Consider the following 25,011-nt stretch of genomic DNA (forward strand, 5'->3'; position numbering starts at 1 on the left):
TGGTTAGGGAGCTAGCTCCCTAACCACAAGCCCACATCACTTGCTGGCTATAGCCCCATCCACCAACGTTTGCGCCTCATCCACCAATTGCTTGAGGTGCGCATCGCCAATGAAGCTTTCGGCGTAGATCTTGTAGATATCCTCGGTCCCGGATGGGCGCGCCGCGAACCAGCCGTTTTCGGTCATGACTTTCAAACCGCCAATGGCCTGGTCATTGCCCGGCGCATGACTGAGGATATTCTGGATCTTCTCCCCGGCCAGTTCGGTGGAAGCCACCTGATCGGGCGATAGCTTGCTCAACAGCGCCTTCTGCTGCGGGCTGGCCTTGGCATCGACGCGTACCGAGAACGGTTCGCCCAGCTCATCGGTCAGGGCGCGGTAGGCCTGGCTCGGGTCGCGACCGGTGCGCGCGGTCATTTCAGCGGCCAGCAACGCCGGGATCAAGCCATCCTTGTCGGTACTCCAGACGCCGCCATCCTTGCGCAGGAACGAAGCCCCGGCGCTTTCTTCGCCGCCGAAGCCCAGGGAGCCATCGAATAGCCCGTCGGCAAACCACTTGAAGCCCACCGGCACTTCGTAGAGACGACGACCCAGGCGCTTGGCCACACGATCGATCAGGCCGCTGCTGACCACCGTCTTGCCCACGGCGGCATCGGCGCGCCATTGCGGGCGATTCTGGAACAGGTAGTCGATGGACACCGCCAGGTAATTGTTCGGCGCCAACAGGCCGCCGGACGGCGTCACGATGCCATGGCGGTCATGGTCCGGATCGCAGGCGAAGGCCACGTCGAAGCGCTCCTTCAGGCCAATCAACCCTTGCATCGCATGGCTGGAGGACGGGTCCATACGGATCTGTCCGTCCCAGTCGACGGTCATGAAGCGGAAAGTGGAATCCACGTGGGTGTTCACCACTTCCAGGTCCAGGCGGTAGTGCTCGGCAATGGCCGGCCAATAGCGCACGCCTGCGCCACCCAACGGATCGACGCCCAGGTGCAGCCCGGCGGAGCGAATGGCATCGAAATCAATGACATTGATCAGGTCCGCCACGTACGTGTTGACGTAGTCGTGACGGTGGGTGGTGTCGGCCTTCAGGGCTTGCTCGTAACTGACGCGCTTGACGCCGGCGAGCTGGTTGGCCAGCAGTTCATTGGCCTTGGCTTCGATCCATTTGGTGATGTGGGTGTCGGCCGGGCCGCCGTTGGTAGGGTTGTACTTGTAGCCGCCACTTTGCGGCGGGTTGTGGGACGGCGTGATGACGATACCGTCCGCCAGGCCCGAGGTGCGGCCACGGTTGTAGCAGAGAATGGCGTGGGAAACCGCCGGTGTCGGGGTGTATTCATCACCTTCGGCGATCATGACGGTCACACCGTTGGCCGCGAACACTTCCAGCGCGCTGGCACCGGCCGGGGTCGACAGCGCGTGGGTGTCGATACCGACGAACAATGGCCCGTTAATGCCCTGGGCCTCGCGGTACAGGCAGATCGCTTGGCTGATTGCCAACACGTGCCACTCGTTGAAGCCCAGGTCAAAGGAACTGCCACGGTGACCGGAGGTGCCAAAAGCCACACGCTGGGTCGCAACCGAAGCATCGGGTCGGCCGGTGTAATAGGCCGTCACCAGTCGCGGGATATCGATCAGCAACTCTGCCGGTGCCGGCTTGCCCGCAAATGGACTGACTGTCATGCAAAACCTCTGAGTGGAATGGCTCGGGAAATGGGGTGCAGTTTACTGACAGTTCGACCATGGCGCGATGGGTTCGATCCATCGCCGCCGATTACGATTGTTCGAGCCTCAGGGCATCTGCCAGCGCGCAGAGCGCAGCGTCCATGTCCTGCGGCCCATTCAGGGCATGAGTCAGGCGCATATGTTGCCCATACAGACCCTGAAGGCTGAACAGCTCCCCCGGCGCGATGACGATGCGCTGGGCAAGCAGCCGATGGAAAACCCTGCGCAAGTCGACCCGTCGCGTCGACTGCATCCAGATTGTCGCGCCACCTTGGGGCTCTGCCCATTGCAGGCTGTCCCCCAGCCGCTCGCGCAGCAATTGCGTGGTCGAAGTTGCACTTTCGCGTAGCAAGCGCCGCAAGACCAGCAAGTGCTGGTCGATCCGACCATTGCTGTACAGTCGGGCGATGGCTTTCTGGCGAATCGGCGACAAACGAAACGCGCGCAGCAGGAAATGTCGCTGCAGGTGCAGGGTCAACTGGCGCGACAACACGTAGCCATACGGCGCCTCCGGACCGATGGTTTTCTCGAACGTCGAATAGACGATCAGCCGATCCGGGTCGAGCAAGTCTCGAAAAGGTGTAACCCTAGCCTCGAACACCAGGTCTGTATGGCTATCGTTCTCCAGCACCCAAGTGCCATGCCGCTCCAGCAGATGAGCGATGGCGCGACGGTTTTCTTCAGGAACGAACGTGCCCCTGGGCATGTTCAAGACTGAAGACAGCACCACCAGGCGTACCGTTTCGCTCAGCAGCAGGTGTTCCAGCTGCTCGATATTGATTTCCCCGCCAGCCAGTAGCGGCAATTCGATGACGTGGACCTCCGCCGCCTGCAGCAGGCGCAGCACTGTCCAATCGCAGGGTGATTCGATCAGCACCACGGCGCCCCTGAGGGCCAGCACTGCGATCAGGATCTCCAGGGCGCCCCGCAGGTCGGCGCCAATATAGACGTCATCGGCATTCCAGCAACGGGCCGGTGAGGAGGTATAGCGGGCAGCCAGCGCGTTGCGAAGCTCCAGCTCGCCCCAGGGTTGCGAAGGCGCCTGCGGGGAGCGTGGGTACTGGCGCAGCAATTCGCGCTCGAGCAACAACAACGGGCTGTCCAATGGCTGCATCGACGCCGGTTCATCCGCACTGAGCACCTGCATGCCTGGCCGTCGGGCGTTGACGTACAGGGTCTCGAGTAAATCGTCACCGCCGTCCAGGGTCGTCATGCTGGGCGCGGGTAGTGCGTAGTAACCGGACTTGGCGATCGAATAGACCCGCCCTTCCTTCTCCAGCAGCGAATACGCGTACTGGATGGTCGATATCGACACGTTCAGACGTTCGGAAAGTTGCCGCAGCGACGGCAGACGAACCCGCGCATCCACCTCCAGCTCGTTGATCAGCGTGGTCAGGTATCGATAAACCGCCTGGTAGGCGAAGTCCGTCTCCCGGCAGCCTTTCATCGGCTCAGGCCGGGAGCGCAGGTCGTGGCCAGTCCTGTCGTAACGCAGGGGGCAACGACTTGGAACGAGGTAGATGAGTCAGTCAAACCTCGTTCCTCAATGCCTTGCCGAGCGTTCGTGCCGCTCATCGACGGCCGGTTCGGCTTCTGCAGTGTCTACGTCGTCAATGGCCTGCTGAAGATCGTCGCTCGGGGTAATTTCCGGTTGTTCCGGCAGGGAGGCACTCGCCCGGTACAGTTTGCCAAGGATGTCGATGGGCAGGCCGCTGACATCGACCATCCACTGCGCTATCTGATCGGCGACGGTCGCGCCCTGCATGGCCTTGTGCAGGTCCGGCATCGCTACCAGCATGCCGGGATGGCAGCAACGCAGAAAGTGCTCAAGGCCAGTGCCCTGTCCCACGAAGGGAGCGAACAGCATGCACACCAATTGCGTTTCGCTGAGCCCCAGGATCTTTTGCGCCTCGAGAGCGGCGTAGGCACGACGCTCGGGAATCGACGACGGAGAGCCGAACAGCGCCCGAGCCTGTTCGCAGGCGTGCTCCGGCAGTTGCTTGCGATGCATGATCATGATCGCCCGTTGCACGTAGTCCCCGTAGCCCGTTTCATAGCTGCGGCCTTGCAGATAGCAGGCCTGCAGGCCATGCAAATGAGCCGATAGCAGCGGGCTGAGATACTCGTTTTCAGGCGCTGATGGGACAAGACCTTCGGTCTGCACCCGCAGGAACTCGTTGAAGAGCGGCCAGTTGGTCCCCTCCGAACGATCGACGATCAGGTCGTCGATGCCGACGTGGCCCACTCGCCGGCAGGCCTCGAAATGGCCCTCGGGCCGCCACGCATCGAGGCGATCCGGACCATAGAAATGCCGGTAGACATCACCGCCCAGGGTGTCGAGATGGGCAAAGAGGTTGTCGAAACCGCAGGGGTGGTCGGTCAGCAGGCCGATCTTGCGGGTGGCGCGGCGCAGGCCCGATATGAATTGTTTTTGCTGGCGCGGCGTATCGCTGCTGACCAACGAATCCACGCCAGACTCCCAGCGGGCCATGTGCCGGTAGAACTCGGCCATCGCCAGGTAGCCGTCATCGCCAATCTCCAGGGGGCTGTCGGCCGTACGAAGGTGTCCCAGGACCAGCAGGTCCATGCGATTGGCTTCGTGCCCCGCCACCGACAAGGGCTGCCGGTGATTGAACGGCAACACCTCGCGGTTATCCGCCATCAGCAATTCGACCCGGGGGTCATCGTAGACAAACAGCGCGCTGTAGCAGCGGTGGATGTTTTCCAGCGTCGCCTGGGTGGTCTCGCTCAGGCGTGGCGTGGCAACGCGCAAGGCGAAGGTCACTGGATGCCGCCCGGCGATGCTCAGCTGTGCGGCTCGCAAGGCGGTCAGCACATAAAAACTCTCCCTGCTCCCGTTCTGGACCGTCAACACACGATAATCGCCAATCCGGTCGATGCCTCCGGCGGCGACAATTAAACGCTGGATCAAAAGCTGCAACGCGGTACGTTCTGCCCGGGAATAAAAACCCGACAGTCGTTGCAATATCTGTTGATACACGTGAGTCATTGCCTGCTCATGAATTGCACTCATAGCCATTTACCTGGAAATTCAACTATCGGCGTCGCACCCGCACCAACGTGACTGCGCGACGTGTTGGTCTAGATGGGTTGTTCTAGTACTCAAAGAGTATTAGCAATACGCTCAAGCATCGCTTGTCGTAATTATTTGACACATATGCCGGGAGTCGGCCTTCGCCCTTTCTGGTCTCCGCCGGGAGCCTTTAAAAACGGGGCTCTTGCCGGCTGACCGGGGCGTCCTAGGAGAATTCCGACAACGTCCCACAGATAATGAGCACGAGAAATAAAGAACTTGCCGAACTTTAATTGATGCTCTACCCCACCCTGTTTCCTCCAAGGTCGATAGATAGCCTCGCACCAATTAATGCCCGTTGCCTTTTGAATGCGCCCTGAAGGTTGAAGACCTTCGAAAAAGTTATACCGCACCACGACTTCTTCCTTGATATGGAAATCAGCGTTCAATTATCAAGACTTAAACACTGATTAGAAGATACAGATTGAGGGCAAAAACCAGTTCAGATGTTGGCCGACAAACCGTCTCAGTCTTTGAGCGAACCGGGGCAGGCAATTCAGGGCGCGAAATGGCGAGCTACGAACGCAGCCCCGCCAGGCAGGAACTGCCGTAAGAAAGGATGGGGATCAGGACGGCAGCGCAAGAGCCGAGGTGATGACTCTTGCGCAAGACAGGGGGTTCAGGCCGGGTCGACGACCTGAAGGGCAACGCGCTCACGGCAAGGGCACTCGCCCATGTAACGGTGAGCCTCGACGAACTCGGAGAACGGGAAGACCCGAGTCTTGAGTGGCAACAGCACGCGATCGGCGGTCAATTGATTGATATCCCGCAGTGCTCGTTGCAAAGCCACATGGTCCTGGAGGATGCCCAGTTCCGGCTTGCCGGTGAAATTGCCGATGCAGTGTACAAAGAACTGAATGTTCTTCTGGAACGCCGCGCAGGCTGGGAACGGTGTCTGGTTGCCGCCCTGCAAGCCATACAGCACCAGGCTGCCACGAGGCGCCAATACATCGCCGAGCAGCGACATCTGCGGCCCGCCGAGGCCGTCGAAGACTACATCGACGCCGCGGTTGTCAGTGAGCTTGTTGATTTGCATCAGCAAGTCCTGTTCTTCGGTAACGATGACCTTCTCGGCGCCCAGCGACAACAGGTACTCCCGTTCGTCAGCCGTCTTGGTGGCCGCGATCACCCGCACACCCAGGGCCTTGCCCAGCTGTACGAAGGAAGGACCGGCGCAATGACTGGCATCGGTCACCAGGGCGAATTGCCCCGGCTTGACCCGCGCCAGGTCCATGTAGGCGAAGTACGCAATCAGCAGCGGCGTGTAATGCACGGCAGCTTCGATGGGGCTGAGCACGTCGGGATAACGGGTCAGGGCGGTGCGTGGCAGCACGATGACTTCACCGTACACCGGATAATCGTTCGGGCTCTCGGCAGGGAAGCTGGCGACCTTGTCGCCCACGGCCAGATCATCGACACCATCGCCGACAGCCGTGACTACCCCGGCCATCTCATGGCCCAGGCCCGAAGGCAGGCGCGCCTGGGAAGATGCCAGGTTCTGGCGCCACAAGGTGTCGTACCAACTGATGCCGATCGCTTCGACGCGGACCTGCACTTCTCCTGGCGCAGGAAGAGCCGCCGCATGCTCTTCGCATTTGAGCACCTCGGCACCACCAAACTTGTGAAAACGGATCGTGCGGGACATCGCAAACCTCGTCAAAGTAACCTCTAATGCCATGAACTCTATCCGGGCTTTGTACCCAAGACCATCAGTGGCTATTAATAGTCGACATGCCTGTCATTGATTCCGCAGTAAGAAAAACCAACCAATCCTGTAGGACTTAACCTAAGAAAACGCAATTAGCCGGTGCAGAGTACCAGCCTTTCCCCGTAAGATTCATGCCGGCCATTGTTCCCATATGGCCGCTCACGTCAAGCTTGCCGAATCTGCCAGGACCCCAGATGAATCGTAATGACCTGCGGCGTGTCGATCTGAACCTGTTGATCGTGTTCGAAACATTGATGCATGAACGCAGCGTGACCCGCGCTGCCGAGAAGCTGTTCTTGGGCCAACCGGCCATCAGCGCCGCGCTGTCGCGCCTGCGCAGCCTGTTCGATGACCCATTGTTCGTGCGCACCGGCCGCAGCATGGAGCCTTCGGCCCGGGCAGTCGAGATCTTCGCCCTGCTCTCCCCAGCCCTGGATTCGATTTCCACGGCAGTCAGCCGCGCGGCGGAATTCGACCCGGCCACCAGCACCTCGGTATTTCGCATTGGCCTGTCGGACGATGCCGAATTCGCCCTGCTGCCCATGCTGCTCAAGCGCCTGCGGGCTGAAGCGCCCGGCATTGTGCTGGTGGTGCGCCGGGTCAACTACATTTTGATGCCAAGCTTGCTGGCCTCCGGTGAAATTTCCATCGGCGTCAGCTACACCGACGACCTGCCGGCCAACGCCAAGCGCAAGGTCTTGCGTCGCAGCTTGCCCAAAGTATTGCGGGCCGACACCGCGCCGGGCCGACTGACCCTGGACGAATTCTGCGCTCGCCCCCACGCCCTGGTCTCCTTCGCAGGGGACTTGAGCGGCTTCATCGACGAAGAACTGGCGAAACTCGACCGCAAGCGCCATGTGGTGTTGGCCGTACCGCAGTTCAACGGCCTGAGCACCCTGCTGTCGGGCACCGACATCGTCGCCACCGTACCCGACTACACCGCCGACGCGCTGACCGCCGCCGGCGGCGTCCGCGCCGAAGACCCGCCCATACCGGTGCGCAGCTTCGAACTGCACATGGCCTGGCGCGGATCCCAGGACAACGACCCGGGGGAACGCTGGTTGCGTTCGCGGATTCAGATGTTTTTTGGGGATCCGGAGAGTCTCTAGGTTTCACCGGACAGGCTGTTATCTGATCATTTCAGCCTTTCCACAAACCATGGAGCGCCATTCACTTCCAGTGGATTGCTACATTGGGGGCACATCTGAGGGCATGCTGGATGATTTGAAAAGGATGCCCCCAGCCTGAGGTCCAGCAGCCCCCTCCTCAAAACCTCACCCGCTAAGATTTGTATATCCAGCTGCCCATCAGAAAATTATCGCTCTACGGCGACGCATTTGATCTCCACCAGAAGGCCGGGGCGAGCCAGTTCACCGACACCTATGCATGTCCATGCACAAGTGCCCCTGGGAAAGACTTCATCTTTCACGCGTCTAAAAATGGGCATATGGCGGTGCATATCGACGTGATAAGTTGTCATTTCGACGACATCTTCAAATTCGCAGCCACCGGCTTTCAAGACAAGCCGAAGATTGTCCCATGCTGCCAAAAACTGCTGCTCGGGGTCTTCGATAACTGATAATTCCGGCGTCCGGCCTACCTGACCAGCGCAATAAAGAGTTTTTCCTACCTTTACAGCTGGTGCATAACCAGCATGCTCGTAGAGCAATCTCATGCTATCTGGAACAATAATCTGACGATCAGTCATGGTTGTGGGGCCCAAAATATAAACGGATACGAAAGCTGACCCAGGCGCCAGAGCGGAGTCCACTCGGGTCACTCCTCATTAATCAATCAAATCCGGCAGGTAATAGGCGGACGCTTACGCGGAATCTGAACAGTTCAACCAGCCTCCTGCTTCCTTCGATGGGTAGGGATAATCAAAGGCCCACCGAAATCGCCGTAGCTGCATTCCCCGTAGAAATCCTAGTCTGTGGCGAAAGAGCTATCGAGAGCCGTCTGTTTCCCCCCTTTCCTCTGAATCTGACTGGTCGAAAAGATGGCTCTCGGCTGAAGAGGGCTTGCGACGGCGCAAAATCCGAATATTGGGCGATCGTAGTGGCGCTCGAACAATCTCAATCGGTATCCAGGTGAGGGTTATCGCGGACAGAGCCACTGCAATTGCGAATGCATTCAGCCCCCCTCCGCAGATAACGTCAGAGGAGAGTTCGCTTTCTTCGCCACCAGAAGTACACACGGCCCGGTCATCAAAAGCCTTCAAGTAGAGCGGCCTACCCTCCTCATTTAGGCAGCTCTGTTGGATAACTCCACTGGTAGCCAAAACGCCTCGAACGGGGAAGTTGAAGCCCGTAGTATCCAGGCCACCGGCTCGCGTACCTGGCACTGTGCGACCTGGTTTGCTCGGAGCGCTCTGCGTACGCTTGCGCCATGCCAACATTTGAAGCATTGCCTCCATCTCCGGTCGGCGTGACACGTTCATGGTCGAGTCAGATAACACCTGTGCGCTTGTTGTATCCGGCTGCTGCACATGTGACCTGGACTGAGCCTGCAAGTGGGAGCGGAAATCGGCTCCATCGGTAGGAACTCGCATTTTGCTTTCTGAAGTAGGCAACACGGTTGGAGCTGGCGGTACCGCAGAAATACCGGTCATAAGAGCACCTCATACCAGAGCTGATGTCATCACTCACTCCGATGCTCCTGGCGTTGCTATGCACTACCAGGACGGAATGGCGCTACCTCGACCTGCCTGCCCCATGGGGGCAAGAGTGGCTAGTAGCGCGGGTGAGATGGGGAGTTAACGCGCATCCAAGAGAAAACTGATTCGGCCGTAAGCGTCAGGAGCGGTTTCTGCATCGAATGTCTATTGTTTAGGTTTTTTGCCTCATCAGATCCCACTGAACCAGTTGTATCCCTGGTCTTCCCAATACCCACCCGGGTTGTCGTTGCTCACGAAAATCTCGACAACATGCTTGGGGTTTTTGAAGCCTAACTTGGTGGGTACTCGAACCCTGAGCGGGTAGCCGTATTCGGGCGGCAACGCGACGTCAGCGTAATCCAGCGCCAGCAGTGTTTGTGGGTGCAAGGCAGTTGGCATGTCCAGACTGGAGTAATAACGATCAGCACATTTGAAACCGACAAACTTCGCTGTGGTGTCGGCCCCGATGTGTTCCAGGAAGGTTTTGAGCGGTACTCCTCCCCATTGCCCGATGGCGCTCCAGCCTTCAACACAGATCAAACGGGTGATATCGCTACGTTGCGGCAGTTTGCGTAAGCTTTCGAGTGTCCAGGAGGCCTTGTCCCTGACCTGGCCGGAGACGGCGAGCGAGTAACTTGCCAAGTCCACCTCTGGGATGTCGTCCTGACCATAGAATGCGTTGAACGGAAATGGCGTGGTGATCTGCGCCCTTGTGAAGGTTGGCGCCAGTTTCCGTCCGCTGAACAGCCAGGCCTGGACCCGATCGTTCCAGCGCGACATGGCCCAAAGGACCTTGTCGACCTGATCGCCGTCCTGCAGGTTGCAACCGGTCAGCATCGACATCGCGCCCACGGTCAAGCCGGCACGAAGAAAATGGCGGCGCTGAATGTTCTCAAGTTCAAGCTGTTGCGCAGGTTCAAGCCTGACGCGCTGAAGAGTTTTTTTTCTGGGTTCAGTCATGGCCATTTTTCCCGGTATCAAGAGACCGCACTCCACCCGTAATCATTGGCAGCAGGGTTTTCGGTACCAAAATCACCAAGGCCAGATGAATCACGACGAATGAAGCAATCATCGCCATCGCCCCGAAATGTACATAACGAGCAACGTCATAGCCGCCCAGCAGCGCGACCAACTCTTGCAGTTGAATGGGTTTCCAGATCGCCACGCCCGAGATCACGACGAGTGCGCCTGCCGCCAGCACCATCCAGTACATCAGACGCTGCACCGCGTTATAGACGCCCTTTTCATGCACCAGCCGTAAGCGCAAAGCGTCCGTCAAATCATGCTTCAACGCGGCTAGCCCGATGGGCAGCAACTCACGTTTGAAATGCCGACTGGCGAACCCGTACAGCAGATAAATTGAGCCGTTGATCAGCAGCAGCCACATGAATGCGAAATGCCAGGCCAGCGCCCCGCCCAACCAACCGCCCACGGTCACCGCTGCCGGAAACCTGAAGCCGAACAGCGGCGAGGCGTTGTAAATGGCCCAACCGCTCATGAACATGCAGACCATGCAAACGGCGTTGAGCCAGTGGGTAAGGCGAACCGGCCAGGGATGAAGCTTTTTCTGTCTCACGTGTTTCCCCTTGGAAGCCATCCATGTAGCGGAGCGTTGCCAGACGACAGCGCCCCTGCCTTTTCAGGTAATTACATCGGTGGTTGGAAGCCATCCTTGCCAACCGCGATGCCGCGCGCGGTGGTTCCATCTGCGGCCGGGAACACGACAATTTTCGTACCTTTGACCAGTTCATCGGCTTTGCCTGGCTCGACGTAGGCGATTGGCACATCATCCGGTACGACGATTTGTTTCTCGCCGCCCTTGTAGTTGACGGTCAATGTGCGGCCGTCAGCTTTGGACAGTTTCCCCCACGGTACCGTTGGTCATGGTGCCTGTGCTGCCATCCGCATTCTGCCAGCCGTAATGACCTTCGCCGCTGCCCTTGAGGCTGGCGTCGAATACCGTGACCTCCAGCGCCTTCAATGTTCCGTTGGCCTGCGGGATGGCCGCCGAGCCAATGAAGCTGTCGGATTTGATCGAGTCGATATTGGCCTTCGATACCCGGTTGATACCGGTCTTGTCTGTCAGTCCGATCGTCTGCTGGGCGCCGGAGCGGACAGTGAATGTCAGCGTGTTGTTGCTGACGCTCTCCACCGTACCGCGCAACGGTTTGATGACCGGCATGTCGGCCGCGGTGGCAATGACGGCAGCACTGAGCATCAACAAACCGAATGTGGTAGACAGGGCGTGTTTGAGTTGCATGGCGACGATTCCTCATGGGTTGATGTGCCGCCATCCTCGACCGCAGACCGGGACGTCACGATGACCGCCGAATGACATTTTTGTCATTCGCCAACCCTGCCCTTGAATGACAGAAATGTAACCGACTGCGCCGGCTCATCTCGTTACACTGCACAGCCGAGATACCGATGTCGCGGGCTGAATCCCGTCATGAAGAGACCCGAGCGCGCCTCACGATGCATATCCTGCTGATCGAAGATGACACCAAAACAGGTGAGTACCTCAAAAAGGGGCTCGGCGAGTCCGGTTACAACGTCGACTGGACCCAGCATGGTGCCGACGGCCTGCACATGGCCTTGCATACGCGCTACGACCTGATCGTGCTGGACGTCATGTTGCCCGGGATTGACGGGTTTCAGATCATTGAGCTCTTGCGCGCCAGACAAGACGTCCCCGTGCTGTTCCTCACCGCTCGCGACCAGTTGCATGACCGCATTCGCGGTCTGGAACTGGGCGCCGATGATTACCTGGTCAAACCTTTTTCGTTTACCGAACTGCTGTTACGCATCCGCACCATTTTGCGTCGCGGTGTAGTGCGCGAAGCCGACCATTTCCACCTCGCCGACCTGGAGCTGGATCTGGTGCGGCGCCGCGTTACACGCCAACAGCAGGTGATTGTGCTGACCAACAAGGAATTCGCCCTGCTGCATCTGTTTCTGCGTCGGGCAGGCGATGTGCTGTCCAGGACACAGATCGCTTCGGAAGTCTGGGACATGAATTTCGACAGCGATACCAACGTGGTGGACGTAGCGGTCAAGCGTCTGCGCAACAAAGTCGACCAGCCGTATTCGATCAAACTGATCCATACCATTCGTGGTATCGGCTATGTCTGCGAGGTGAGGCCATGCGGTCCCGACGCCAACCCTCTCTGACCCTGCGATCGACCGTGGCGTTTTCCATGGTAGCGATGCTGGCCGTGGCCGGTGCGGGTGCTTATCTGTATCAGACGATGAAAGCCTCGGTATTGGTATACAGCGATCATGCGGTCATGGGCCGTCTGGAGCACTTTCGCAAGCTGCTGCATTACGAGCTCGCCATCGAAAAGCTGCGCGACAGCCCGCAGATTTTCAAGAACATGCTCGACAGCGAAGACGACATCTTCATCATTGAAGAGCCGGGGCAGCCACCGGTAATCCAGGTCAACCCACTCAACGTCACGCTGCCTGAACTGCCGGTGATCGGCCAGGATACAAAGCTGAGCGTCAGTGACCTGCGCAGCGGCGTGACTGACTCGGGGACAATGCTGCGCGCCGCGACCGTCGTCACGACGTCGGGTGGACGTGAAGTCCGACTGACCGCCGCGCACCTCATGGGCAAGGAAATGGCTATGCTCGCGGCGTATCGCGAGCGTATCTACCTGGCCGTTGCCCTGGCCTTTCTGGCAACCGCGTTGCTGGGTTACCTGGTACTGCGTCGAGGGCTGCGCCCGTTGCGCAAAATGGCCGCCCATGCGGCAGCCATAACGCCCGAGCGTCTGCACAGCCGCATGGACAGCGCCGATACGCCGGTTGAACTGCAACAGCTGAGTGACGCCTATAACGCGATGCTCGATCGCCTTGCCCAGGGTTATCAGCGGTTGACGCAGTTTTCCGCCGACCTTGCCCATGAAATCCGCACGCCGGTGGGATCGCTGATGGGGCATTGCCAGGTCGCCCTTCGCCAACGCCGCAGCGAGGATGACTATCAGGCACTGATCGCTTCGAACCTTGAAGAGCTCGAACGGATCTCGCGCATCGTCGAAAGCATTCTGTTCCTTGCGCGCGCCGATGAAGCGCAAGCAGTGGTGGAGCGCCAAAAGCTATCGCTGCATGACGAATCACAGCGCATTGCCGAATATTTTGAAGGCTTGGCCGAAGAGCGGCAAATGAGCTTCCAGATAACAGGCGATGGCAACGTGCTCGCCGACCCCTTGCTGCTGCGCAGAGCCTTGAGCAACCTGGTAGCAAACGCAATTCGCTACGCCTACGAAGGCACCGAGATTCTGATGCGGGTAATGGAAAACCACGGCGGTGCCCGGATTGAGGTGGAGAACCAAGGGCCTGTGCTGAGTGACGAAACCTTGGGCAAACTCTTCGACCGCTTTTACCGTGGCGATGCGTCTCGCCACCAAAACTCCGACTCTTACGGCCTTGGCCTCGCCATCGTCGTGGCAATCATGCAACTGCATGGGGGGCACGTGCGTGTCGAACAGCCGAAACCCGGAACTATCCGTTTTTCGCTGTCATTCCCTGCAGCTTGAACGACATCAGCGGGCAGCGTTTGTCGTTCGCGCCTTCACTGAACATCATGCAAGCACGTTATCCCTTTGAAAGCGTGCTCCGGCTCTGATGTTGCTCCACTGCGTACTTTTCATCACCCGATATGGGTACCCAATCTTTCAACGGTGTCAGGAAATGCAGTTCAAAACGACGTGACAAGAACGCCCATTTTCCGTCCCGACGTTCAAACCTGTCGTGGTACAACCCGCTGACTTGCACCGGGCCTTTTTCAATGTCATGGAACAGGCAATCCGCAGCTACCGTACCTACCGCGCTGTCACCCTCGATTTGGATCAGCGGATTGGCCATCCAGTGGTGCATATGTGGCATCTGGCGCCAGCTGTTTTGCGCCATAACCAGGATTTCGTCACGGTTTCCGGCCTTGCCGAAACCCGGTAGATCCAGTGTCGATTCTTCGTGCCAGATTGCGCTCAGGAGCGACGCGTCGACGCGGTCGAAGGCATTGGCGTAGGCGCTGATCAGCGACTCGATGGCGGCGCGACTTTCCAGGGCGTCCAGTCGGGTGGTCAGTTCTTCAATGTTCATGATGAGGTTTCCTGCTGAGGCTTCGCAAAAGCGCTGAAAGCAACCCTCTGAGAGGGCTGCGCTACGGTTGAGCGAGTGTTCAGATCTGCGACAGGCCGCCGTCGACCATCAGTTCCACACCGTTGACATATTTCGCATCGGCGGATGCAAGGAACAGTGCCGACGAGGCGATTTCTTCAGGTTGGGCCATATACCCCAGCGGAGTGATCTGCTCGACATGCTGGCGCAGCGCGGCAATGTCGCTTTCGCTCATCTTCAAGCCGTTATCCATCAGAGGGGTGCGGGTGAAGCCTGGGCTCAGGACATTCGCTCGAATCTTGCGACCTTTCAGTTCGTTGGCCCAAGTTCTTGCGAAAGACCGCACCGCAGCCTTGGATGCGTTGTAGAGGCTCAGTCCTTCCATCCCATTGCTGGAGCAGATAGAAGCCGTCAGCACGATCGAAGCGCCATTTTTCAACAAAGGCATCAACGTCTGCACAGTAAAAAAGACGCCCTTCACGTTAATGTCGAACATGTTGAAGTAAGCCGCCTCGGTGGTCTCGCCCAGCGGATTTTTTTCGCAAATACCCGCGTTGGCAAACACTGAGTCCAACTGATCGTTGCGGGCCTCGATCGTCGCCTTGAGCTTATCCAGATCAGCCTGGCGCGCGACATCGGAAGTGACCGCGATCGCTCTATCGCCCAGCTTGGCCACCGCCGCTTCCAGCGTGGCTGCAGAACGCCCAGTGATGTAAACACGTCTGGCCCCCTCGGCAATCAAGCCCTGCGCAATCGCAAACCCGATCCCGGTGGATGCGCCGGTGACGACCGCAACCTGATTAGCGAATTTACCTGACATATCTGACTCCTCAGTCTCGGTTGTGTGGATCGACTGAAACCACAGTGCGGCCATTTTGAGAGGAGTCAGGAGCTGGGCGGCACTGCCATAAATGAACATTGGCCGTTCAATTATGTGAGGCGTAAGCGAAGGTTTGATCGTTTAGATTGGAGCCAGCTGATTCAGAGCATGACCCGCAATCGAGAATATTCTGGAACCGAATGGTTTCAGACAGGAGACCCTATGCCTCAGAAAAAAGTCGCCCCACCAGAACCGCGGCGCTGGTTGATGTTCGCCATCTTATTGGTCGGTGCGTTTTTACCGCCTCTGGATTTTTTCATCGTGAACGTGGCGCTGCCCTCGATTCAGCAATCGCTGGGCACGGCCTCATCCGCCGAACAGTTGATCATCTCCTCGTATGCGACGCTTTATGCCGTGACACTGATTACCGGCGGACGGCTTGGTGACATCTACGGTCGCATGAGAATGTTTTTCCTTGGCCTGGTTGGTTTCGCAGTTGCCTCACTGATCTGCGGCGTCGCCGAATCACCTTGGGTGTTGATCGCCGGACGTTCGCTGCAAGGCGTGACGGCAGCCGTCATGGCGCCCCAGGCACTCGCTTCGGCGCAGGCTATATTTCCCGAGTCCGAAAAGCCCTTGGCGCTGAGTCTCTATGGCGCGGTCTTTGGACTGGCGTCGGTAGTCGGCCAGGCACTTGGCGGGATATTGATATCGCTCAACCTGATGGGCTTGGGGTGGCGGGCGATATTTCTGGTTAATTTGCCGATTGCGTTGCTGGTCATCCTGATCGCAATTCCCGTGGTCAGGGAAACCCGCGCACAACATACAAGCAAGCTGGATCTGGGCGGAACGGTACTGTCCATGGTGACGCTTGGGGCTCTGATCGTTCCATTGATCGAAGGGCGTGAGGCGGGCTGGCCTTTGTGGGCCTGGCTGTCGCTTGCGGCGGTGCCGCTGCTGGCCTGGCTGTTCTGGCACTACGAAGCCCGTTTGCACCAAGCGCAAGGCGCACCGTTGCTCAATCCTGCCGCACTGCGCACGCCTGGGCTGGGCCGGGCACTGCTCGTCGCCCTGACCTTTTACGCGATCGGCGTGTTTTTCTTGCTGTTTTCCATTTATTTACAGGGAGCGCTGCATACGAGCCCACTCAATGCAGGCCTCGTCTTCCTTCCTTTCGGCGCGGGATTTTTGCTGGGACCACTCTCCACCCCTCAATTCAGGCGTTTTCTGGGGGCATACGTCAATCCGGTCGGGATGGGACTTGAAGTGTTGGGATTCGTGCTCCTGGCCTGGCTCGTGGCGCACACACCGATGGCCGTCACGCCCCCTGCGCTGCCCCTCGCCGTCATCCTCTTTCTGATCGGTTTCGGACAAGGACTGGCCCTTCCGACATTGATGCGCATGATCACAGGACGCGTGGCGCCCGCATATTCCGGCATGATTGCGGGCATTGCCAGTTCCACCCTGCAAATCAGCACGTCACTGAGCGTGGCGATAATAGGCGGCATTTTCTACACCCTTCTGGGCACGGATACAGACGCGGCGGCCATCACCCACGCCTTCACCGTTTCCATATTCTGCATCGCGGCATGCCTGGCCTTGGGCGCGGGACTCAGCCTTACCCTGGCACGCCAACCTGCTGCGCAATTGCAAACGGCAGCCATGCGCCCGGCAGAGTGAGTCAACTGCCTTCCTGCGAGCCGATCATGCTCGAGGCAAGGTCGGCAAGGGCGCGAAGGCTGTCCATCCGCCGCATGTCCTGGTGATAACCCATCCATATGTCGCGACCCGGTGGCGGTTCATGCGGATCAATCAGCCGCAGCGCCGTTAACTGGTCGCCCAGGACGCGGGGCAATACGGCGACACCCTGCCCTTGCGCGCACATTTGCGCCTGGACTGTGCGGCTGCTACTGGTGAACACAGTACGGGCCAGAGGGTAACGCTGCTGCAGCCACTGCACATCGGGATAATGAGACTGGGCAACACTCATGGTAATCAAACCAACCCCGTCGCCCTGTGGCGCGGGGTCAGGAGATCCGACGGCTGCGTATAACCCATAGCTCAGGGTAGTCAGCTTGCGGTGAACGATATCGGGTTCGGTGAAAGGCACGATCCGAAACGCGATGTCGGCGTCGCGACGAGCAAGGTCAAACAATCGATGCCCCGCGATGACCTCGGGCACGATCAGCGGATAACGTCGCCCCAGTTCGTTCAGGACCGGGGCCAGCACGTAACAGGCGAACCAGTCAGCGGAAGAAATGCGCAACACACCTTCTGGCTGTGCGCTGTCCCCCGCAAGGCGCCTTTCGATTGCCAACGCACTTTGCTCCATTTCCTGCGCCAGGCTGAGCAGCTTTTCTCCGCTGTCGGTCAGTACAAGACCTTGGGTGGTACGAAGAAAAATGGGCTGGCCACTGGACTGTTCAAGCACCTGCAAGCGCCGCCCCACGGTCGGATGGCTAACACCCAACTGCTTGGCGGCAGCGCCCAACGACCCGCTGCGGGCAATCGCGAGAAAGACCCGCACATCACTCCAGTCCATGCTTTACCCCGTACAAAAATGAACAGTGAGAGTGCAGCAATGGCACTGCCGTAGCAATCCCGGGCCCGACATACTTCTGCGCATACACCTTCGTCGAAACACCAACCGGGGACTGCAAATGAAGATTGGCTTTATCGGTGTGGGAAGCATGGCCAGAGCGATCATTCCGTTGCTCATCCGGGCCGGCCATCACGTATCGGCGTGGAACCGTAGTCACGCTGCGGTTATGGATCTGGAAGGAGTAAGCGTTCTCGAATCCCCGTCCTCGGCATTTCAGCAGGAGGTCGTCATCAACATGCTTGCCGATGATGCCGCCGTCAGGGAGGTGTTGCTATCCAGCGCAGCTCTGGAAAAAGCAGACAGGGCTTGCGTTCATATCGTGATGTCGACCTTGTCGCCTTCGCTCATGGTGGAGTTGCAGGGCGTGCATGATGCAATCGGCATTGAATTGATCGCGGCGCCAGTTTTCGGCGTGCCTGCCGTGGCGGCAAATGGCGAGTTGAATATCCTGGCGGCCGGATCGCAGGGAGCGATCTCGACGGTCCAACCGCTGTTTGACCTGCTCGGGAAAAAGACCTGGTACCTGGGCGATCAACCTGAACAGGCGTGTATCGCGAAGATCGCCGGCAACATGATGATCACTCAAGCCATCCAGTCGCTGGGCGAAGCAACCGAACTCGTTCAACGCCATGGTCTGAGCCCCTCGATTTTCGTCGCCCTCATGACCCAGACACTGTTCGCCTGCTCTACTTATCAGCGCTATGGGCAGAACATCGTGAACGGACGTTTTGAACCGGGTTTCAAACTGTCTCTTGGCCTCAAGGATATAAATCTGGCTATTGATGCGGCACGTCTCAAGAGCCTGGAATTGCCTGCAGCCGATGCCGCGCGATCGAAAATGACGTCGGCAGTAACCCGGGGATACGGGCTCAAGGACTGGTCGGTTTTCGCTACGCAGACAGTTATCCGATCAACCGATCACGCCCAGCAACCCTGGCGAACCGCACCGATAAAACGCTCGCGCCGTGGCAACTTCTGGGTGACCGGAGCCCGCGTTACCCATAACGGTAAAAGCTACCAAAAGGGGCCGATGTACGTAGCCTGGGAATCCCCTGAGCACATCACTCAGCCCTATCCCGTGGTGCTGGTGCACGGTGGCACGCTGCAAGGCACTGAATGGCTGGATACACCCGATGGTCGTCCGGGCTGGGCCCAGCGGTTCGTCGAAGCAGGCTTCGTAGTCTTTCGCGTCGACAGGCCCGGCCACGGGCGATCGCCGTATCACCCCGACATCATGGGACCGGTGGGGCCAGCGTTCTCCTATGAGCGCGCCCGCGAAGTCTACTTTCCAGAGGGAGGTGGAGAAACGCAATGGCCGTTTGAGCCAGATGACGAAGCGGCGTTTGACGCCTTCATAGCAGCTTACGGCCCCATGCCGGCTGACCTTGCGGCCTCGCAGACCCTGGACGCGGATCGACTGGCCGAACTGCTCGACAGAATCGGCAAGGCCATCATCGTTACACATTCCGCTTCCGGGCCCAGTGGCTGGTTGGTCGCCGATCGTCGACCCGACCTGGTCGCAGGTATTGTGGCGGTGGAACCTATGGGGCCGGTATTTGGCCACACGCCGGGTATAGGCAGCCTCGACTGGGGCCTGACCGCCGCCCCTCTGACCTTTGATCCACCTCGCAAAACGCCGGAGCAAGTCCGCACAGCAGAACCATCAACCCTGAAAATCCCCGGATTGCAGGGTGTTCCGGTAGCGCTGTTGACAGGTGAGACATCAGCGTTTGCTTCTTACGCATCCAGCATCGTCCCTTTCCTGCGAAATGCGGGTGCCAACATTCAACACCTGGATCTACCGGCACTGGGCATCCACGGCAACGGCCACGGATTGATCTATGAACGCAATTCAGATTCGGCTTTCAAGGTAGTCGCGCAGTGGCTGGAAAAATCGTTGAGCATGCCCGATCCCGCGTAGAGCGCCTGGTCAGGCTCTCCGTCCCCCCAACTAGACGCCCGGGAATCGCTGATAGATCGCAGACAGCTCGATAAGAGAAGCGACTGAATAAGCCCCTTCCTTCGACCGATTCCTGCAAGGCAATTAGACAACCAAGACGAGCAAAACCGCATGAAATGGCCAACGATCGATCAAATTCGCAGTTTCACTGTTTTACCCTCTGGCTACACATGGGATTACCTGAAACGCAAGGAGATCGATGTAGCAATAATTTTTTTCCAGACGTGGTTTCCCTCCATTACGGTGGGGTTAGGGAGCCTTTTTCTGAACCAGCAATTTTATGAAGACAACGTGGTGCTCGAAGACGATTTGGAGCGGGGAATATTCGCTATCGTGGTTCGCCAGAACCATGAGATCGTCGCTATAGCAACGTGGGAAAAAATTGACGGCGCCGATGTCATCTTCGGGCGAGTGGGCGCGGTAGCCAAATATCATAGACAAACCAAACTGGCCGTCGCTGCCCAAGACCTCGGAGAAAAAATGGGAAGGTTCATGGGAGCGGGCTTGATCTATGGCATGGCGACAACCAGCGCTCCGTATATGCAGCAAGCTTTGGAGCATGCAGGTTACAAAGCCGTAGGAATAATGCCTGGCTTCGACCAAGAGGAAACAGAGCCCGGAATCGTGCGTAGGGTATACGAGGTCATCTACGCAAAACGACTCGCACCCCACTCAAACTTTCTGATTCCTTCAGTGCAAAACCTCACACCTACCGTCGCTCGGCTTTATGCAGAAATATTTCCCGAAACAATAATGATTGACTGAGTTATCGACCTGAAAAAACCGGCCTAGAGCCAAGTCAAAATGCCCTCTTCGGGGATCCAGATAGCCTGTAACGGCTCTCGCCCGTATTAAAAACTCTTTACTAATAGAAGGTTATAGGGATTTTCAGTCCGCCGCCGCATTCTTTTCACTCTCGCCGCAGGAGAGTGTGGGGAGCAATGCCGAATGCCTTGCGAAAGGCGTGGCTGAAATGAGAGAAGTCGGAGAAACCGAAATCCAGCGCCGCCTGAGAAATACTGCGGACTTGACCACGCTCAATCGCGTCGCGGCTCGCGAGCAATCGCGCCTTCCAAATTTCCGCGACCGGCGATTTCTGATGACGAGCGAAAGCACGCGTAACAGTGCGCGTGGAGACATGGTGAGCTTGAGCAATGCGTTCGAGCGACAGGTCCGCCTCGGTCAAATATTGGCGGATGTAATTCATGATCCGACCATACAGGTCCAACTCGTCATGAGTCTGCTTTAAATCCTGGAGTTCCAGGCTGACCACCAGAAGGTCGAGCAACGTGCTGGAGTAACGACTGGATACTCCTGTGTTCTGGAAGCCTAATGGCATACTCGCAGCCTGGCGTAGCATCTCGCGTAACGGAATCACCCCTGGACGACGATCATCCAGAACCACAGCGGTGCAATCTGCTATGCCGGGCAACCGCTGGCTGAGCAGTTGTCGCGGAATGCGGACAAGGTGATTGTCCGTACCACCGAAGCTGAATCTGAACGGCTGGGATGCGTCATAAAGAAACAGATCGTCCGCCGTCAGCTTCGTCCGTCGGTCAGCTTGCTCCAGTTCGCCATAACCGCTCCTGGTAAAGCCCAACCACAAATCGTCGTTAGGATCACTGCGTAAGTGCTGGGCGGACCGCTCCCAATAGTGCAAGGGTGCGGACAACGTGCAGATGTCCAATACGCCCATGCTATGTACCTCCAGCGCCCCGTCAAAATCGCTCTGCGCCAGCAGTTTGCTGTCTGCGTCCAGGCAGTGGTGACAAACCACTTCCTTCCAGTAATCGAACCGCAGGGGTGCCGTAACGGCAAGGGTTGAATACTGACATGGCTGACTCATTGCATTCACCTCGCGGCGGCGGTTCAACAAAAAAGCGTGGTAACGTTTTTTGCGAGCCAAGCAATTAGCAGGCCATCTCCATAGCCTGATTCCCGCTGCCAGACACCGTGGAAGATAGCCACCTGCGAACTCGGCTGGAGTTACATAGGTAGATCCCTCCAACACTCCCCATGCCACCTCTCGGGGCGCTCGTCCCCTTATTTCACAAGCCCCGCACCATTGCTGCGCGCTGATATGCCGGCCTTTTCTACCTGTCCTTCTTAACCAAACGGTTGTCCATTCGAGCCAAGCACGTTTCATCTCCCCTGGATAATTTTTACTCCACGCCGTGTCCCTACAAGCACGAATGATGAGGTGTCTCATGCATCCACGAGAACAGCAGCGACTGTCCGATTCATCCTGGTTTTTACAGCGATGGGACATGGCACCCGAAGAGTTTGCCACTTACCTGCTACAGCTCGGGACCTTGGTGCTGCAACGCCGATGGAGTGGTACCCACCGCAAAACACCAACATCCACTGGAATGTAGAACAGAAAACCGTCCGTTTGAGACGGAAATAAAGGAGCCCCCATGGAATCTGCAATCGATAAACATCTCAAATGTCCCCGGACTTTGTCCCGTCGTGTTCACGACGATTACAAGCCACCCTTCCCGATGTTTGTTGGGCGAGCTGACGAAAACGTGAAGCAAGTTGTGATGGCCTACCTCGGGGTGCAATTTCGCGACGAACAACGCGCCGCCGCCCTGCAGGCCATGCGCTACATTGACGCCAGCTTTGCCCTCTCCGATGGCCCTGGGAATCACGACCTGACCTACCACCTCGACAATCAGGGTTATGAAAACTTCATCGCCGTGGGCTACTGGCGTGATCCCGCCGCCTATCACCGTTGGTTACTTTCAGCGCCTGTAGCCGACTGGTGGGGTGACGAGGCACGCCTGAGCGAGGGACTGGGGTATTTCCGCGAGGTCATCGCACCGCGCGCCGATCAGTTCGAGACGTTGTATGCATTCAAGGAAGATTTGCCAGGTGTCGGTGCGGTCATGGACGGCATCAGTGGCGAGGTCGAAGAGCACGGCTACTGGGGTTCGGCACGCGACCGATTTGCCATATCACAGACCGATTGGATGCAACCGACCGGCGAACTACAAGTGATTTCCGGGGACCCGGCCAAGGGCGGCAAGGTCGTGATACGCGGCCACGACAACCTGACGCTGATCCGTTCTGGACAGGACTGGGTCGAAGCCGGCGAGGAAGAGCGCGCGCTGTACTTCACCGAAATGCTCCCCCCTCTACAAGACGGCATGAACTTCCTGCGTGACGAGGGCCAGGCGTTGGGCTGCTACAGCAATCGCTTCGTACGCAATGTCGACCTGGATGGCAATCTGCTCGACATCGCCTATGACATCGGTCACTGGCGATCACTCGACAAACTGGAACGCTGGGCAGAATCCCATCCCACTCACTTGCGTATTTTCACCACGTTCTTTCGCGTGATCGGGGGCCTTTCGAAGCTGCGGCTGTATCACGAGGTCTCGGTAGCGGACGGTAGCCAGCAACTGTTCGAGTACATCAACTGCCATCCGCAGACCGGGATGATGCGCGACGCGCAAGTGTCGCCCACCTGATTCCATCGCTGACTCCACTTTTAGCCCTGCGCGTCGCCTGATTGGCGCCTGCGGGGCTCTTTTTGCCCGAAAAAAGGATCTTCGATCATGAAACAGTTTCGCTACCTGTCGCTTGCAGCCCTCCTCCCCTGCCTTTCCTCCCACGCTCTCGAGGTGGATCCTGGCGATTACGAGCCGCTCCCCGTTGGGGCGACCATTGGCGTGGTCTACTACCAGCACGCCACCACGGACAATGCCTACTCCCAGGGGCACAAGACCAGTTCCGATTTCAACCTGACTTCCGATATCGGCATTCTGCGTCTGCTGCACGTCTACCAGTTGAGCGAGCGGCTGACCATCGAGCCGCAATTCCTGTTGCCCTTCGGTCATGTCTCAGGCGGTGGTGACGCTTCTGGTTTAGGCGACGCCAGCGGCATCGGCGACCTCATTCTTACAGCGCCGCTCAAGTACCGGCTCAACGATGCCAATGACACCCTCGGTGCGACTGCTTACTTGTACGTGCCTACTGGCGACTATGACAAAGACGACGCCCTCAACCTTGGCGAGAACCGTTGGAAGGTTGATCTCCAGGCCGCTTACGTCAAGCACTTCTCGGACAAGTGGGCCATCGACCTCGTAGGTGACGCCATCTGGTACGCAGACAACAACGACTTCGGCGCCAGCTCCGCCCGTCGGGAGCAGGACGCTTCCTACGGCGCTCAGTTGATGGGGCGCTACATGCCCGACGAGACAACTGCACTGGCTATCGGCTTCGGCCACAGTTGGGGCGGGGAAAACCAGGTCGATGGTGTCAACCAGGACGACAAGACGGAAACCACCAACGTCCGCGTCACGGCCAGAAAGTTTTTCACCGCCAAGGACCAAATCCAAGTGCAACTGGGACGCGACCTTGCGGTGGAGAACGGCCCCAAGGAGGACTTTCGCATGAACCTGCGCTACGTGCGGGTTTTCTAGATCCGCCCGCCTCCACCAACCGTTGTCCTTATCAACCAAGCGTGTGCCCAACGACGAATTCGACTTGGATCCGTCGCAAGACTTCACATCCCGTAGCAACCGTGCCAACGCGACAGTTGGCTAATGAGATGACCCTCACTCGAAACGGAGAAACCAGGCAATGACCGACCAGCAACCCTCCATGGAAAAACAACCCTCCCTCTATACCCGTCTTGGTGGCTATGACGCTATCTATCAGTTCGCAGGCGCAGTGTTGAGAAAAACAATGGGACACCCCGCCATCGGGCACATCTGGGCCCATATGTCGGAATCAACGTTCCAAAAGGAGCACATCAATTTTGTCGATTTCCTTTCCGAGCACTGGGGTGGAAGCGCCAAATACAGGGGCAGAGACATGGTCACCGCGCATCGCGGAATGGGTCTGACCGAGGTGCATTGGCAAGCCGTGCTCGATTGTCTCGAGGCGTGCTACGACGACTATGGTCTGGCCCCGGATCTGCGCAAGGAGGTCAATGACTTCCTCATCAAGTTCAAACCGGCGGTGATCGGGAGCCCCTCCTATCGGGACGTCGTACTCGCGCACCCGGAAATGGACCCAGCCAAAGGAATGAAGAGCGTTGGGGTTTTCTGGCCGAAACCCGGGAAGTCCTCGCAGAAACAGACCACGCCTGAATCCGAAAACTGACACGCTCGTCAAAACCTGAGCCACACCAATGGGGGCGCATCCATGGGGTGTCCCCCATGCTGCCGAGGCTCGCTCTGGCAGCCGACGGTTACCGCGGTGTGACTAAAAAAAACACGGGCACCCGCGTCCCGCTCAACCAAGCGAATGTCCTCCTCAACCAAGCACCGCTCAATTTGCGGAGATAGCTTGATACCAGCCCCGGCCGCGACTTCG

Annotated in this window: 20 protein-coding genes and 1 pseudogene; 9 read left to right on the forward strand and 12 right to left on the reverse strand. The window is 58.1% G+C overall.

Annotated features, from left to right (window positions below; all coding sequences use genetic code 11):
- Positions 1–36: 36 nt before the first annotated feature.
- The 4 genes from pgm to GN234_RS03575 all read right to left on the reverse strand — a co-directional run bounded on the left by pgm (position 37) and on the right by GN234_RS03575 (position 6,464).
- Entirely contained in the window at positions 37–1,683 is a 1,647-nt protein-coding gene (gene pgm, locus GN234_RS03560; protein WP_109754043.1) for a phosphoglucomutase (alpha-D-glucose-1,6-bisphosphate-dependent), read from the reverse strand.
- A 91-nt stretch (positions 1,684–1,774) separates the two neighbouring features.
- Positions 1,775–3,172, reverse strand: coding sequence for an aminotransferase-like domain-containing protein (locus GN234_RS03565; protein WP_109754042.1), 1,398 nt, complete (start codon positions 3,170–3,172; stop codon positions 1,775–1,777).
- Between the two features lie 96 nt (positions 3,173–3,268).
- The gene (locus GN234_RS03570) at positions 3,269–4,759 is read right to left on the reverse strand and encodes a hypothetical protein (protein ID WP_109754041.1); all 1,491 of its coding nucleotides are present in this window, start codon (positions 4,757–4,759) and stop codon (positions 3,269–3,271) included.
- 679 nt (positions 4,760–5,438) lie between these two features.
- Complete coding sequence (locus GN234_RS03575) at positions 5,439–6,464, reverse strand: zinc-dependent alcohol dehydrogenase family protein (protein WP_109754040.1); 1,026 nt, start codon at positions 6,462–6,464, stop codon at positions 5,439–5,441.
- 257 nt (positions 6,465–6,721) lie between these two features.
- Here GN234_RS03575 and GN234_RS03580 point away from each other — a divergent pair, with 257 nt between their 5' ends.
- On the forward strand, positions 6,722–7,636 hold the full coding sequence (locus tag GN234_RS03580) for a LysR family transcriptional regulator (RefSeq protein ID WP_109754039.1): 915 nt from the start codon (positions 6,722–6,724) through the stop codon (positions 7,634–7,636).
- Positions 7,637–7,842: 206 nt separating this feature from the next.
- Here the strand turns inward: GN234_RS03580 and GN234_RS03585 are convergent, their stop codons facing one another.
- The 4 genes and pseudogenes from GN234_RS03585 to GN234_RS03600 all read right to left on the reverse strand — a co-directional run bounded on the left by GN234_RS03585 (position 7,843) and on the right by GN234_RS03600 (position 11,443).
- Positions 7,843–8,235: a RidA family protein gene (locus tag GN234_RS03585; RefSeq protein WP_116834222.1), complete on the reverse strand. Its 393-nt coding sequence runs from the start codon at positions 8,233–8,235 to the stop codon at positions 7,843–7,845.
- 1,137 nt (positions 8,236–9,372) lie between these two features.
- The gene (locus tag GN234_RS03590) at positions 9,373–10,143 is read right to left on the reverse strand and encodes a molybdopterin-dependent oxidoreductase (protein ID WP_176687898.1); all 771 of its coding nucleotides are present in this window, start codon (positions 10,141–10,143) and stop codon (positions 9,373–9,375) included.
- Positions 10,136–10,696, reverse strand: a complete 561-nt coding sequence (locus GN234_RS03595; RefSeq protein ID WP_411828801.1) for a cytochrome b/b6 domain-containing protein — start codon at positions 10,694–10,696, stop codon at positions 10,136–10,138. The genes GN234_RS03590 and GN234_RS03595 overlap by 8 nt, the downstream gene beginning before the upstream one ends.
- Positions 10,697–10,830: 134 nt before the next feature.
- A pseudogene (locus GN234_RS03600) lies at positions 10,831–11,443 on the reverse strand (hypothetical protein).
- Positions 11,444–11,658: 215 nt separating this feature from the next.
- On the opposite strand from GN234_RS03600, the gene GN234_RS03605 reads away from it, so the two are divergent.
- Together GN234_RS03605 and GN234_RS03610 are read left to right on the forward strand one after the other, a co-directional pair.
- Positions 11,659–12,354 carry a heavy metal response regulator transcription factor gene (locus tag GN234_RS03605; protein ID WP_109755453.1) on the forward strand — a complete coding sequence of 232 codons (696 nt, stop codon included), beginning with the start codon at positions 11,659–11,661 and terminating at the stop codon, positions 12,352–12,354.
- The gene (locus tag GN234_RS03610) at positions 12,327–13,721 is read left to right on the forward strand and encodes a heavy metal sensor histidine kinase (protein WP_176687900.1); all 1,395 of its coding nucleotides are present in this window, start codon (positions 12,327–12,329) and stop codon (positions 13,719–13,721) included. Before GN234_RS03605 ends, GN234_RS03610 begins: the two co-directional genes overlap by 28 nt.
- A gap of 58 nt (positions 13,722–13,779) precedes the next feature.
- On the opposite strand, the gene GN234_RS03615 is transcribed toward GN234_RS03610, so the two are convergent.
- Complete coding sequence (locus GN234_RS03615; protein ID WP_109755451.1) at positions 13,780–14,286, reverse strand: nuclear transport factor 2 family protein; 507 nt, start codon at positions 14,284–14,286, stop codon at positions 13,780–13,782.
- 79 nt (positions 14,287–14,365) lie between these two features.
- Entirely contained in the window at positions 14,366–15,223 is an 858-nt protein-coding gene (locus GN234_RS03620) for an SDR family oxidoreductase (RefSeq protein WP_233459527.1), read from the reverse strand.
- 123 nt (positions 15,224–15,346) lie between these two features.
- On the opposite strand from GN234_RS03620, the gene GN234_RS03625 reads away from it, so the two are divergent.
- Complete coding sequence (locus tag GN234_RS03625; RefSeq protein WP_176687901.1) at positions 15,347–16,804, forward strand: MFS transporter; 1,458 nt, start codon at positions 15,347–15,349, stop codon at positions 16,802–16,804.
- A 1-nt stretch (position 16,805) separates the two neighbouring features.
- On the opposite strand, the gene GN234_RS03630 is transcribed toward GN234_RS03625, so the two are convergent.
- Positions 16,806–17,666: a LysR family transcriptional regulator gene (locus GN234_RS03630; protein ID WP_025569826.1), complete on the reverse strand. Its 861-nt coding sequence runs from the start codon at positions 17,664–17,666 to the stop codon at positions 16,806–16,808.
- A gap of 118 nt (positions 17,667–17,784) precedes the next feature.
- Between GN234_RS03630 and GN234_RS29965 the strand changes: the two genes are divergently transcribed.
- Together GN234_RS29965 and GN234_RS03645 are read left to right on the forward strand one after the other, a co-directional pair.
- Positions 17,785–19,647 carry an NAD(P)-binding domain-containing protein gene (locus tag GN234_RS29965; RefSeq protein ID WP_233459528.1) on the forward strand — a complete coding sequence of 621 codons (1,863 nt, stop codon included), beginning with the start codon at positions 17,785–17,787 and terminating at the stop codon, positions 19,645–19,647.
- Positions 19,648–19,797: 150 nt separating this feature from the next.
- Positions 19,798–20,451, forward strand: coding sequence for a hypothetical protein (locus GN234_RS03645; RefSeq protein WP_025569559.1), 654 nt, complete (start codon positions 19,798–19,800; stop codon positions 20,449–20,451).
- A gap of 145 nt (positions 20,452–20,596) precedes the next feature.
- On the opposite strand, the gene GN234_RS03650 is transcribed toward GN234_RS03645, so the two are convergent.
- The gene (locus GN234_RS03650) at positions 20,597–21,532 is read right to left on the reverse strand and encodes an AraC-like ligand-binding domain-containing protein (protein ID WP_109755448.1); all 936 of its coding nucleotides are present in this window, start codon (positions 21,530–21,532) and stop codon (positions 20,597–20,599) included.
- Positions 21,533–22,103: 571 nt separating this feature from the next.
- Here GN234_RS03650 and oxdA point away from each other — a divergent pair.
- The 3 genes from oxdA (at position 22,104) to GN234_RS03665 (ending at position 24,798) form a co-directional block, all read left to right on the forward strand.
- Complete coding sequence (gene oxdA, locus GN234_RS03655) at positions 22,104–23,159, forward strand: aliphatic aldoxime dehydratase (RefSeq protein WP_176687902.1); 1,056 nt, start codon at positions 22,104–22,106, stop codon at positions 23,157–23,159.
- Between the two features lie 87 nt (positions 23,160–23,246).
- The gene (locus GN234_RS03660; protein WP_176687903.1) at positions 23,247–24,113 is read left to right on the forward strand and encodes a transporter; all 867 of its coding nucleotides are present in this window, start codon (positions 23,247–23,249) and stop codon (positions 24,111–24,113) included.
- Positions 24,114–24,273: 160 nt separating this feature from the next.
- On the forward strand, positions 24,274–24,798 hold the full coding sequence (locus GN234_RS03665) for a group I truncated hemoglobin (protein WP_025569551.1): 525 nt from the start codon (positions 24,274–24,276) through the stop codon (positions 24,796–24,798).
- Positions 24,799–25,011 lie beyond the last annotated feature (213 nt).

It is taken from the genome of Pseudomonas bijieensis (assembly GCF_013347965.1).
Classification (GTDB): domain Bacteria; phylum Pseudomonadota; class Gammaproteobacteria; order Pseudomonadales; family Pseudomonadaceae; genus Aquipseudomonas; species Aquipseudomonas bijieensis.

Bases quoted from the DNA above. Each gene is read 5' to 3' on its own strand.
- GN234_RS03585 (WP_116834222.1), bottom strand. From the start codon at position 8,235: ATGACTGATCGTCAGATTATTGTTCCAGATAGCATGAGATTGCTCTAC.
- GN234_RS03650 (WP_109755448.1), bottom strand. From the start codon at position 21,532: ATGAGTCAGCCATGTCAGTATTCAACCCTTGCCGTTACGGCACCCCTG.
- pgm (WP_109754043.1), bottom strand. From the start codon at position 1,683: ATGACAGTCAGTCCATTTGCGGGCAAGCCGGCACCGGCAGAGTTGCTG.
- GN234_RS03630 (WP_025569826.1), bottom strand. From the start codon at position 17,666: ATGGACTGGAGTGATGTGCGGGTCTTTCTCGCGATTGCCCGCAGCGGG.
- GN234_RS03595 (WP_411828801.1), bottom strand. From the start codon at position 10,696: ATGGTCTGCATGTTCATGAGCGGTTGGGCCATTTACAACGCCTCGCCG.
- GN234_RS03605 (WP_109755453.1), top strand. From the start codon at position 11,659: ATGCATATCCTGCTGATCGAAGATGACACCAAAACAGGTGAGTACCTC.
- GN234_RS03575 (WP_109754040.1), bottom strand. From the start codon at position 6,464: ATGTCCCGCACGATCCGTTTTCACAAGTTTGGTGGTGCCGAGGTGCTC.
- GN234_RS03665 (WP_025569551.1), top strand. From the start codon at position 24,274: ATGACCGACCAGCAACCCTCCATGGAAAAACAACCCTCCCTCTATACC.
- GN234_RS03645 (WP_025569559.1), top strand. From the start codon at position 19,798: ATGAAATGGCCAACGATCGATCAAATTCGCAGTTTCACTGTTTTACCC.
- GN234_RS03625 (WP_176687901.1), top strand. From the start codon at position 15,347: ATGCCTCAGAAAAAAGTCGCCCCACCAGAACCGCGGCGCTGGTTGATG.
- GN234_RS29965 (WP_233459528.1), top strand. From the start codon at position 17,785: ATGAAGATTGGCTTTATCGGTGTGGGAAGCATGGCCAGAGCGATCATT.
- GN234_RS03590 (WP_176687898.1), bottom strand. From the start codon at position 10,143: ATGACTGAACCCAGAAAAAAAACTCTTCAGCGCGTCAGGCTTGAACCT.
- GN234_RS03610 (WP_176687900.1), top strand. From the start codon at position 12,327: ATGCGGTCCCGACGCCAACCCTCTCTGACCCTGCGATCGACCGTGGCG.
- GN234_RS03615 (WP_109755451.1), bottom strand. From the start codon at position 14,286: ATGAACATTGAAGAACTGACCACCCGACTGGACGCCCTGGAAAGTCGC.
- oxdA (WP_176687902.1), top strand. From the start codon at position 22,104: ATGGAATCTGCAATCGATAAACATCTCAAATGTCCCCGGACTTTGTCC.
- GN234_RS03570 (WP_109754041.1), bottom strand. From the start codon at position 4,759: ATGAGTGCAATTCATGAGCAGGCAATGACTCACGTGTATCAACAGATA.
- GN234_RS03580 (WP_109754039.1), top strand. From the start codon at position 6,722: ATGAATCGTAATGACCTGCGGCGTGTCGATCTGAACCTGTTGATCGTG.
- GN234_RS03660 (WP_176687903.1), top strand. From the start codon at position 23,247: ATGAAACAGTTTCGCTACCTGTCGCTTGCAGCCCTCCTCCCCTGCCTT.
- GN234_RS03620 (WP_233459527.1), bottom strand. From the start codon at position 15,223: ATGTTCATTTATGGCAGTGCCGCCCAGCTCCTGACTCCTCTCAAAATG.
- GN234_RS03565 (WP_109754042.1), bottom strand. From the start codon at position 3,172: ATGAAAGGCTGCCGGGAGACGGACTTCGCCTACCAGGCGGTTTATCGA.